Consider the following 6983-nt stretch of genomic DNA (forward strand, 5'->3'; position numbering starts at 1 on the left):
GAGTGACTAATGAAAAAAGGAATAGCCCGGGGTTGAGCGGGAGTAAGCGTTGTTCCTTTTATGGGTGAGCGTTAGTTTATAGACAGAGGAAAAGTCGAGATCTCTTGCAACGAAAATATTGACCAGTTCGCCTTGGAATTTTTCTAAGGTAGGGGGGATGTTGATTTGGTTTTCAAGAGCGATACTTGCTGCATCTTTTCCCATGTTGTTTGCGCCTTCAAAACCACCACCTCCAGCGTTGTTTGCCCCTGCTTTATTCTTGTTTTGCATTCTGTTGGTGAGGGTGGTTGTGGCGCTATCAATAACGGTGAGTAAAAGGGAAGAGCCAAAGCGTTCCCACCAATGGGTGTTGATGTTGCCATCAAAGCCGGCTCGTCCTAAACTGTCGGTTGCGGGTGAGGCAAGGGGGATGATGATCCCGTTTGGGGTTTTTGCTCTGGTCCAGAGGACGAAGAGACGGGATTGCCCTTGTTTGATGCCTCCGCGATATTCGCCAACCACTTGGGTACCTTTATCAAGTAAAACAACGCGTCCATTGTCAGAGAGGATATCGCGGTTAATAATGCAGCTGGCAAAGCCTGGTTGGTCGCTGTTTAAGGCGGTTTCTAAGATACAGGGGATAGAGGTTCCCATGGCGATGATAAAGTTTCTATTGCCGATGAGTTTTGCTTTTGTTTCTTCTGATGTGGTGGGTTTTAACAGGGTTGCAAAATTTTGTGTGTTTTGAGCGGCAGGAGAATTTTGCATCTGAGAGAGATTTTCAAGGGCATTCAACTTCTCAAGGGGGTTGAAAGCATTGTTGACGACATTTTTTAATTCAGATTTAGAGCCTTTGGCAAAAGCTAAGACAGGGGCGCGTCTTGCGGCATCAAGTAAGGGGTCGTCTTTTTTGGGGGCTGGTGCGAGTGGTTGTGGAGGGGGGAGGGTTATGGGCGCCATTTTGGCACGCGGGGTGGAGGGGAGGATCTCTAAAGGCGCGAGGGTGTTGCGAAAGCTTTTTTCTTGTTTTTTATGAGGTTTTGCAGTGTCTTTTTTTTCTTCGGGAGAGGATAAGATGTTCCAGACCACATAGGCGCAGACTCCTATACAGGCGATTGCGACAACTATTTTTTTGCCAAGGCTTTGTGAGGTATTGTTGCGTTTATCGCTAATGGAGCCTCGATCTTCGTTCGTGGTTTTATCACTCATGTGTTGGTCCCCTTTAATTCCCGCTTTATTTAAAGATGTTTAAAGATCTGATGCAATTTTACGTTCAACAGATGGTGAGGTTGTTCCGGTGTCTGGATTGATGCCTTTTGGTTGATAGGCTTCGTTAAAGATGCAGAGGACATTTCTTCCCTGTCTTAGGGTGAAGCGTGCGCTAATGGCATGGACAATAACCATGTTGCCTCTTGTGGTTTTGGGAACTAGCGATTCTGTACCATCACTGCTCACGATGTAAATGGCAGGGATTTCTTGGTTGGCAGGGAAAGTGAATGTTGTGGTTTTGCCATTGTCGTATACAGAGGAGGGTTCAAGGTTGCTTGAGCCTTGTGCGGTGTAAGCCCAATTGCGTGGTCCGTAGGTTTCATAAGCGTTGAAGACATTATCAATTTGTTGGGCTTGTTTTTTTTCTTGTCGCAGAAGGGCGGCAAGTCTTCTTTGTTCTGCTTCTTCTTGGGGGTAGCGAAATTTCACGAGGAAATAGGTTTCTTGTCCAGAGGAAATTTCTCCATCTTTGATGATCAGTTCAAATTGATAGGAGCGTTTTGAGCCATCAAGCTTTGTGGTGACGACTTGGAGATTGGTGATGGGTTGGACTTCGCGCGCTTTGAGGAAGAGAATATTGCCTGCTGGTGCGACTTCCCATGCAACGCTGTTGCCAATGGCGACATGCGCAATTTCTTCATTGGCAGAAAATTCTATCTGAACGGAAGAGCGGATGGAGCCAATAATTTTTGTGACATTATAAGCATCATAATTGATAAAGCGAATGCGGCTATCACTCGGCGCGCGGGTGGGAAAAACACTGGCGTTACTCCAAGGTGTAGGAGAAAGGACGAGGATGCTGAGAATAAGAAAAAGGATTTTTTTTGTCATGATCAGTTGACCACTTCCGGATCAGTTCTATATTCATTAACAATAAACCCAAGAGGATTTATCAGGCGGTTTTGGACAGAGATGGGGGCGTTAATATATTCGAAGGTGAGCGTTGCAACCCAGTGGGTAATGAATTCTTTGTTGTTGTCATTATCATGGATTGTTCTGTAGTAACGCACTTGGGCGACATCGTCATTGATAAAGGAGATTGATTTTATCGTTATTGTAACGGTGGCATGTTTGTAGAGAATTTGTGGACTTTGTGGATTTCTTGCGCCGTACCAGCTGGCAAATCTTTCCTGCTCTTCAGTGGAGGAGAGGAGAGAGACCGTTTTAAAGTTGTTTTGTATTTCTTCTGTGGTGAAGCCTTCACGAGAGCGGACATATTTTGCGGCAAAATAGCGTGTGATGGCTTCATCGACATTGGTGGGTGCTTCTTTTAAGGCTTCCACCACTTCTGTGATACCGGTTGAATTGTCCACACGGATGACAAAAGGCTCTACCGTTTTAAGTGGTGTGAGGGTGATGACCGCAAAGGATGACATGACCGCTACGATAACGGCTATCGCAGCGATGGTGAGTGAGGCACGGGTGGTGCGTCGTGAAGCGAGCATGCGATCTTGATCAAAGGAGCGCGCTTCAGCAATGTATTGTTCTACGTCTTTTTTTTTCATGCTTTTTGCCCGCAATTTTTGTAGGATTTCATTTCTTCATCGGTTAACTTTTGTGCCAGAAGCATTTCCAGCTTTCCCTCTTTTAAGGGTGAGGGGGTGGTGTTGTTACTGATGATGATGGGGGTGGGTGTGGGTTTTTTCCCCTCCCAATTCCACATAGAGCGGTTGAGTGGACGTTTAGAATATCCATCACACTTTGGAAGTGACTTCAGTGTGTGTGATGAAGACATACAGCCACTGAGAAAGAGAAAAGGTAAGATGACCCCAATTTTTTTTAATTCCCGCATTTTAAATTTAAACCTTTGGTATTTTTTTTAATAGTGATGCTAATTTTTTAACGCCACCCGTTATTGTTTTAGCTCCTCCTGAGCCTGTAAGGGAAGCCCCCCCAGAGGTTAAAGCGGATGCCATGCTAGGTAAATTGAAGAAAAGAAAAATACCCCCGATGCCAACCACCATGAATTCGCCATAAGCAAACATGAGATCTTCAATATTTTTTGTAAAGACGTTCATTGCAAGTTTGATATACATACTCCCAAGCAAGATGACTAATACCTGTAAAATAATGAAATTTGCAACTTGCCCTAACCATGCTTCTGTAAAACGCCTTGTTGGTGAAAACATAGAGAGGCTTATGAAGAGTGGTCCTAATGATAGGAGAAGAAATAAACCTAGCTTAGCAAACATTGTGACGTAAAAACCAATCAGGCAAAAAAAAGCAGAAATAAAGTAACAGAGCAAAGCGTATATCCCTGAAATAATATACGCCCCTATTGCAAGCCATGAAGCTTTTTTTACTGCATCAAAAATATGTGAAACAGCTTTATTTAACAGATCATCCCATATATTTTTATCTGAGTGTATTGTCCCTTGTGTGGCGTGTGCAATGGCATCCGGCAGACTATTGAAAAATAAATCCCCGACCCACTCATTATAAAGAGCAGCGTTTGTGGCGAGTGCAACAATGATGCCAAGTTTGAAAGTTGTCGCTATAAACTCCCACAGTGGCATAGAAGATCGTCCAGAGATGATATTGTACCCTATAAATATAATGTAAATGGTACAAGATAGTTTAAGCGGACCACTTAAAGCCGAAGAGAGATGTTCAACGGAGTTATGCATTATATTTACAATAGGTTCGATTAACGTTTTTTCTGCCTCGGTAAAGGTAGCTATTTTGTCGAATGCCATTGTACACCCATTCTATTTAATGTTTCCAAATATAATCATTTCTGCTGTCAATTATTATTCTGTTGCTGTTGAGCACGCTCTTTTGCTCTTCGTTCCTCTGCGGCGCGCTCTTTTGCTTCTCGCTCAGCTCGTAATCTTTTAGTATCAGCTTCAATTTTTTCAATCCAGGCTTTTTGTTCAGCTTTAAATTTTTCATCTATTTTGCGATTTTCTTCTTCAATTTTTGCCCGACGTTCTTTCTCAAGTTCAGCGCCTGCTACTCTTAGGTTTTCACAATTTTTTGAAGTTCCTATCCCTCCACATCTCGTGACCCATTCATCAAATAATTTTTCATCTTTTTTAAATTCTGCGACGCTATAGGTTTTTTCACATCCAGCAGCGATAATTCCAGTGCAAAGCAACAATGTTGTTATGAGAACTTTATTCATAAATATTTCCCCTTTTTCCTTTCAGTTTTTCAAGGTTTGAGCACAATTTTTAAATTATGCTTGTGTTATCGGTTTTTTATAACCAGTGATGATAAATCTAGGGCAGTGACATAATCTTGCCATAAATGAAGTATAGAATGTGTACAGCTCTTTAAGTTGAGCAGCTAAAGTGCAATAGATGTTATCCGTTAGCTCTATAAGGGGCTCCATTAACATATCATCTCTATCAGTGAATATGCCTTTTGTTTCTACAGCCATTTAGATGCTCCGCTCTTTATTGTGTCTTAATTATTATCTTGTTTCTGTTCAGCTTTTTCTTTTGCTTCTCGTTCAGCTTGTTCCTTTGCTTTTTGTTCAGCTTTTAGTTTTTTTATTTCAGCTTGTCTTCTTTGATGTTCAGCTTCTATTTTTGCGTCATATTCTTCCATTTCTTTGCGATATTCTTCTTCGCGTTCACGCGCTCTCTCTTCCGCTTTTGCTTCATATTCTTTTTGAAGTTCAAGTTGCGCTAACCTTAAGTTTTCACAATTTTTTGCGGTTCCTGCGAATCCACATTTAGCATTCCACTCTTCCATCAATTTTTTATCTTTTTTAAATTCAGCGACGCTATAGGTTTTTTCACAGCCAGCAGCGATAATTCCAGTGCAAAATAGCAATGTTGTTATGAGAACTTTATTCATCAATATTTCCCCTTCTTTCTTTCAGTTTTACAAGGTTTGAGCACAATTTTTACATTATGCTTGTGTTCTGGTTTTTATAACCAGTGATGATAAATCTAGGGCCGTGACATAATGTTGCCATAAATGAAGTATAGAGTGTGTACAGCTCTTTAAGTTGAGCAGCTAAAGCGCAATAGATGTTATCCGTTAGCTCTATAAGAGGCTCCATTAACATATCATCTCTATCAGTGAATACGCCTTTGCTTTCTACTGCCATTGAGATGCTCCGCTCTTCATTGTGTCTTAATGGTTATTTTGTTGTTCTTTTGCCGCGCGCTCTTTTGCTTCTCGTTCGGCTTGTTCTTTTGCTTTTTCTTCAGCTTTTAGTCTTTTTAGTTCAGCTTGCATTCTTTGATGTCTAGCTTCCATTGCGGCATCAAATCTTTCCATCGCTTTGCGACTTTCTTCTTCGCGTTCACGCGCTCTCTCTTCCGCTTTTGCTTCATATTCCTTTTGAAGTTCAAGTTGCGCTAACCTTAAGTTTTCACAATTTTTTGCGGTTCCTGCAAATCCACATTTAGCATTCCACTCTTCCATCAGTTTTTTATCTTTTTTAAATTCAGCGACGCTATAGGTTTTTTCACAGCCAGCGGTGATGAGCCCTGTGCAAAGGAGCAATGTTGTTATGAGAACTTTATTCATGATTAGTGATTGTCCTGTTGTTGTTCTGCTTTTTCTTTCGCTTTTTGTTCTTCCTCAGCATGCTCTTTTATCCCAAATGTAGCATTCCATATTTCTTTAGCTTTTGCCTGACGTTCCTTCTCAAGTTCTAAGAATGCTAACCGCATGTTTTCACAATTTTTTGAAGTCCCTGCAAATCCACATTTAGCATCCCACTCTAGGCGTAATTTTTCATCTTTTTTAAATTCAGCGACGCTATAGGTTTTTTCACATCCAGCAGCGATAATTCCAGTGCAAAGTAGCAATGTTGTTATGAGAACTTTATTCATAAATATTTCCCCTTTTTCCTTTCAGTTTTACAAGGTTTGAGCACAATTTTTAAATTATGCTTGTGTTCTGGTTTTTATAACCAGTGATGATAAATCTAGGGCAGTGATATAATGTTGCCATAAATGAAGTATAGAGTTGTGTACAGCTCTTTAAGTTGAGCAGCTAAAGCGCAATAGATGTTATCCGTTAGCTCTATAAGAGGCTCCATTAACATATCATCTCTATCAGTGAATACGCCTTTGCTTTCTACTGCCATTGAGATGCTCCGCTCTTCATTGTGTCTTAATGGTTATTTTGTTGTTCTTTTGCCGCGCGCTCTTTTGCTTCTCGTTCGGCTTGTTCTTTTGCTTTTTCTTCAGCTTTTAGTCTTTTTAGTTCAGCTTGCATTCTTTGATGTCTAGCTTCCATTGCGGCATCAAATCTTTCCATCGCTTTGCGACTTTCTTCTTCGCGTTCACGCGCTCTCTCTTCCGCTTTTGCTTCATATTCCTTTTGAAGTTCAAGTTGCGCTAACCTTAAGTTTTCACAATTTTTTGCGGTTCCTGCAAATCCACATTTAGCATTCCACTCTTCCATCAGTTTTTTATCTTTTTTAAATTCAGCGACGCTATAGGTTTTTTCACAGCCAGCGGTGATGAGCCCTGTGCAAAGGAGCAATGTTGTTATGAGAACTTTATTCATGATTAGTGATTGTCCTGTTGTTGTTCTGCTTTTTCTTTCGCTTTTTGTTCTTCCTCAGCATGCTCTTTTATCCCAAATGTAGCATTCCATATTTCTTTAGCTTTTGCCTGACGTTCCTTCTCAAGTTCTAAGAATGCTAACCGCATGTTTTCACAATTTTTTGAAGTCCCTGCAAATCCACATTTAGCATCCCACTCTAGGCGTAATTTTTCATCTTTTTTAAATTCAGCGACGCTATAGGTTTTTTCACATCCAGCAGC

At 41.1% G+C, this 6983-nt stretch carries 13 protein-coding genes; all 13 read right to left on the reverse strand.

Features of this window, described 5'->3' with window-relative positions; genetic code table 11:
* Positions 1-6 precede the first annotated feature (6 nt).
* Entirely contained in the window at positions 7-1188 is a 1182-nt protein-coding gene (gene virB10, locus PVV65_RS07555) for a type IV secretion system protein VirB10 (protein WP_273789759.1), read from the reverse strand.
* A 39-nt stretch (positions 1189-1227) separates the two neighbouring features.
* On the reverse strand, positions 1228-2079 hold the full coding sequence (virB9, locus tag PVV65_RS07560; RefSeq protein WP_273789760.1) for a P-type conjugative transfer protein VirB9: 852 nt from the start codon (positions 2077-2079) through the stop codon (positions 1228-1230).
* A 2-nt stretch (positions 2080-2081) separates the two neighbouring features.
* Positions 2082-2753, reverse strand: coding sequence for a virB8 family protein (locus PVV65_RS07565; protein WP_273789761.1), 672 nt, complete (start codon positions 2751-2753; stop codon positions 2082-2084).
* Positions 2750-3040 carry a type IV secretion protein VblB7 gene (locus PVV65_RS07570; RefSeq protein ID WP_273789762.1) on the reverse strand — a complete coding sequence of 97 codons (291 nt, stop codon included), beginning with the start codon at positions 3038-3040 and terminating at the stop codon, positions 2750-2752. Before PVV65_RS07570 ends, PVV65_RS07565 begins: the two co-directional genes overlap by 4 nt.
* A 7-nt stretch (positions 3041-3047) precedes the next feature.
* Positions 3048-3944: a type IV secretion system protein gene (locus tag PVV65_RS07575; protein ID WP_273789763.1), complete on the reverse strand. Its 897-nt coding sequence runs from the start codon at positions 3942-3944 to the stop codon at positions 3048-3050.
* 47 nt (positions 3945-3991) lie between these two features.
* Positions 3992-4372: an EexN family lipoprotein gene (locus tag PVV65_RS07580; protein ID WP_273789764.1), complete on the reverse strand. Its 381-nt coding sequence runs from the start codon at positions 4370-4372 to the stop codon at positions 3992-3994.
* 54 nt (positions 4373-4426) lie between these two features.
* Positions 4427-4630: a hypothetical protein gene (locus PVV65_RS07585; RefSeq protein ID WP_273789765.1), complete on the reverse strand. Its 204-nt coding sequence runs from the start codon at positions 4628-4630 to the stop codon at positions 4427-4429.
* Positions 4631-4656: 26 nt separating this feature from the next.
* Positions 4657-5052 carry an EexN family lipoprotein gene (locus PVV65_RS07590; protein ID WP_273789766.1) on the reverse strand — a complete coding sequence of 132 codons (396 nt, stop codon included), beginning with the start codon at positions 5050-5052 and terminating at the stop codon, positions 4657-4659.
* 49 nt (positions 5053-5101) lie between these two features.
* A complete protein-coding gene (locus PVV65_RS07595) occupies positions 5102-5308 on the reverse strand; it encodes a hypothetical protein (protein WP_273789767.1) in 207 nt (68 codons plus the stop codon).
* 26 nt (positions 5309-5334) lie between these two features.
* Positions 5335-5733, reverse strand: a complete 399-nt coding sequence (locus PVV65_RS07600) for an EexN family lipoprotein (protein ID WP_273789768.1) — start codon at positions 5731-5733, stop codon at positions 5335-5337.
* A 2-nt stretch (positions 5734-5735) separates the two neighbouring features.
* Complete coding sequence (locus PVV65_RS07605; protein WP_273789769.1) at positions 5736-6041, reverse strand: EexN family lipoprotein; 306 nt, start codon at positions 6039-6041, stop codon at positions 5736-5738.
* A gap of 283 nt (positions 6042-6324) precedes the next feature.
* Positions 6325-6723: an EexN family lipoprotein gene (locus PVV65_RS07610; protein WP_273789768.1), complete on the reverse strand. Its 399-nt coding sequence runs from the start codon at positions 6721-6723 to the stop codon at positions 6325-6327.
* A 2-nt stretch (positions 6724-6725) separates the two neighbouring features.
* A partial coding sequence (locus PVV65_RS07615) for an EexN family lipoprotein (RefSeq protein ID WP_273789770.1) occupies positions 6726-6983 on the reverse strand: 258 nt, incomplete at its 5' end.

The organism is Bartonella sp. ML70XJBT, assembly GCF_028618425.1.
Taxonomy (GTDB): Bacteria; Pseudomonadota; Alphaproteobacteria; order Rhizobiales; family Rhizobiaceae; genus Bartonella.